The sequence below is a fragment of the Gemmatimonadaceae bacterium genome, assembly GCA_037721215.1.
Lineage (GTDB): Bacteria > Gemmatimonadota > Gemmatimonadetes > Gemmatimonadales > Gemmatimonadaceae > UBA4720.
The window spans coordinates 1-2,651 of sequence record JBBJNV010000045.1; the positions used below are offsets into that span (position 1 = coordinate 1).

The 2,651-nt window shown below is 60.8% G+C and carries 2 protein-coding genes; one reads left to right on the forward strand and one right to left on the reverse strand.

Features of this window, described 5'->3' with window-relative positions:
- Window positions 1-97: 97 nt before the first annotated feature.
- The gene (locus WKF55_16365) at window positions 98-1,201 is read left to right on the forward strand and encodes an IS110 family transposase (protein MEJ7761153.1); all 1,104 of its coding nucleotides are present in this window, start codon (window positions 98-100) and stop codon (window positions 1,199-1,201) included.
- A 714-nt stretch (window positions 1,202-1,915) separates the two neighbouring features.
- Here the strand turns inward: WKF55_16365 and WKF55_16370 are convergent.
- Window positions 1,916-2,614 carry a hypothetical protein gene (locus WKF55_16370; protein ID MEJ7761154.1) on the reverse strand — a complete coding sequence of 233 codons (699 nt, stop codon included), beginning with the start codon at window positions 2,612-2,614 and terminating at the stop codon, window positions 1,916-1,918.
- Between the last annotated feature and the right edge of the window lie 37 nt (window positions 2,615-2,651).

Genomic DNA, 2,651 nt, shown 5'->3' on the forward strand with positions numbered 1-2,651 from the left:
GGGTAGAGAGGATGGAGTGACCCGCCCGCTCAATGTACATTTTCGTGGGTTGTCAACGCGAAAACAGGACAGAGCCACATACAAGGAGGAACGGGTCATGAAGATTATCCACTGGATAGGTATCGACGATCACGCAGATAAATGGACAATCGCGCACTTCGTGAGCGACGCCGAGCGGCCGGCGAAAGAGTTCGAGTTGATTCCGGACGCGGGCGGGTATCGACGTCTGATCGCCTTTCTGAAGGCCCTCGGCAGCGAGGTTCGGATCGTGTACGAGGCGGGCCCGTGCGGGTTCGAACTATTTCGACGGCTGACCAAGTCGGGGCTTAACTGCAACGTCGCGGCGCCGGCGCTCACGCCGACCAAGCCGGGCGACAAGGTCAAGACCAATCGGCGCGATGCGGCCAAGCTGGCCAAGTATCTTCGCGGGGGTGATCTGACGTTCGTGACGGTTCCCGACGCGAAGCAGGAAGCGGTACGGGACCTGGTGCGCCAGCGATCCTCAGCGCAAGGCGATGTCGGACGCGTGCGGCGGCAAATCATTCACCTGCTGCTGCGGTATGGACATCGATACCCGAAAGGGCAGTCGTCCTGGACCCTCCGCTTCTGGGCTTGGCTGCGAGCGATCAAGCTGACGGCTCCGCACAGCCAATTCGTACTCGACACGATGATCACGGAACTCGAACATCGGATCGAGGTACTCAAGCGCTTCGATGACGAGGTGGAGCGCACCTCGCGGCTTGCCGAGTACCAGCCCTATGTGGATGCCCTCCGGACGCTCAAAGGAATCAACACGGTCTCGGCCATGACGCTGCTCTCGGAGCTCGGCGATCTGCGCCGCTTCCCGACAGCCCCTCAGCTGATGGCCGCGGTCGGCTTGGTGCCCTCCGAGTACAGCACGGGCGACAAGGTGGGCCGCTACGCGATCACCAAGACCGGGAACGCGCACGTCCGGCATATCGCGGTTGAAGCAGCGTGGCAGTACCAACGCGGCTCCCGGGTGGGAAAGACGGTGCTCGCGCGCCGAAAGGGGCAGCCGCCGGAGGTCGTGGCGATTGCCGAGAAATGCGACAAGCGATTGAACACGAAGTTCTACCGAATGACGAGCCGACGGAAGAAATCGACGGTCACGGCGGTGGCCGTGGCACGCGAGCTTGTGGGCTTCGTCTGGGCCATAGGGCAACTGATTCATCCGAGTTAGGCAGATGTTAGGGCAACGGTGCAGTCGTGCCGTCGGCCGAGGGCTCCGGCAATGGTAAGGAGAATCCTCGACACCGGCTATTTCTGACACGAGATCACCCGTGATTCACGCAACGTAGATCGAGGCAGCTCCCGACGGATCCCGCTCATGCGGTAACCAACCCGCGAATATCAGTGTGATCTATCGTCGCTGCTTTGCCCTCGGTCGACGCCACGGCTGCACCAGGAGAGAACGAAAGGCAAAAGCTCATCGAAGGAAAAAACAAAGACAAAAACATCACGATCAGCGCAGGTTGACAAGTCACTCCATATCAGCCGGTGGTAAGCGCGCAGTGCGCAGCCACCGGGACCGGACCCGCAGCAGATACCAGCCTGCGCCCCGGCAGGGGCGCTAGAGCGATCACGCACGTAAAGTTCATCGAAAGGTGTGTGCCTGTTTCAGTCGCACAAGGAGATGGACCCGGTAGGGCAACGCCGCCTCCGGCGCGCGAGTCCGCCCGGTTCTTCGCGGACGAAGAACGCCTCTACGCCAGGTATGTGCGGCGTTCGGAGAGCCTGGGGACGGAGCTTCAGCAAGGTAACGAAAGACCGTTCAAAGCCAGCGGTCTGCCTAACACGGTGCTGGGGTAAGGACGTTAAGAACAATCGTGGCGCGACGATGTCTGTCCAGCGAGCGACCCTGCGGCCGTGAACTTGTGGGTGAATCGACGCAGGCTCACTTAATCTCGAACGTAAGCGTGCTGGTATCGACGAGCCAACGCTCTGGCCTCTGTGGATCGGGCCGGCGATACGTCGTGCTCACCATGTAGCGGCCCGGCTCCGGATACAAAAAGGTGGTCATTCCATTCTTGTCCGGTGCGCCCTGTGCGACTCGGCCAGAGTCAGCGCGGTAGAGTTCCATCGGAACATCGAGAATTTTCTTCGTCGCATTACTGTCGAGGGCAAGGAACCGCATCGGGTCGCCCCGCTTCATCTTCGGCCGCGGGCCATTCCACCCCTGCGGGATGATCTCCAGCCCAAAGCCGTTCGAACGTTGCCAGCTGGCAGGCGGAGTACTCGGGCCACAAAAGATGAGCGCTTTCGCACGCTCAGTCCGCGTTTCGTTTCCGACGACCACCGGAGCCAGCGCGACGGATGCCATGACGACCTGGTCGGGAGCGATGTTCGCGTTGAACTCGAGTGATCGCGGCGCGACGGTCGGGTTCAACGCCAGCTTCTGTCTGGGAAAATGAATGTAGGCCTCCCTGAGCTGATCCGCGGCGATCGTGTTGCCAAGCTTCGGGAAATCACTGCCGCGCGTCGCGTGGAGCGTGATTGCACCGCAATCGGCGGCTTCCCAAACAATGTACGTCTGCCCGAAAGCTGCCGCGGGCGCGAAAGTTACCGCAATGGCCATAGCGAGATGTTTGATCATGCCTGTTCCATCCTCCAGCCTTACGACTATTCAAGTG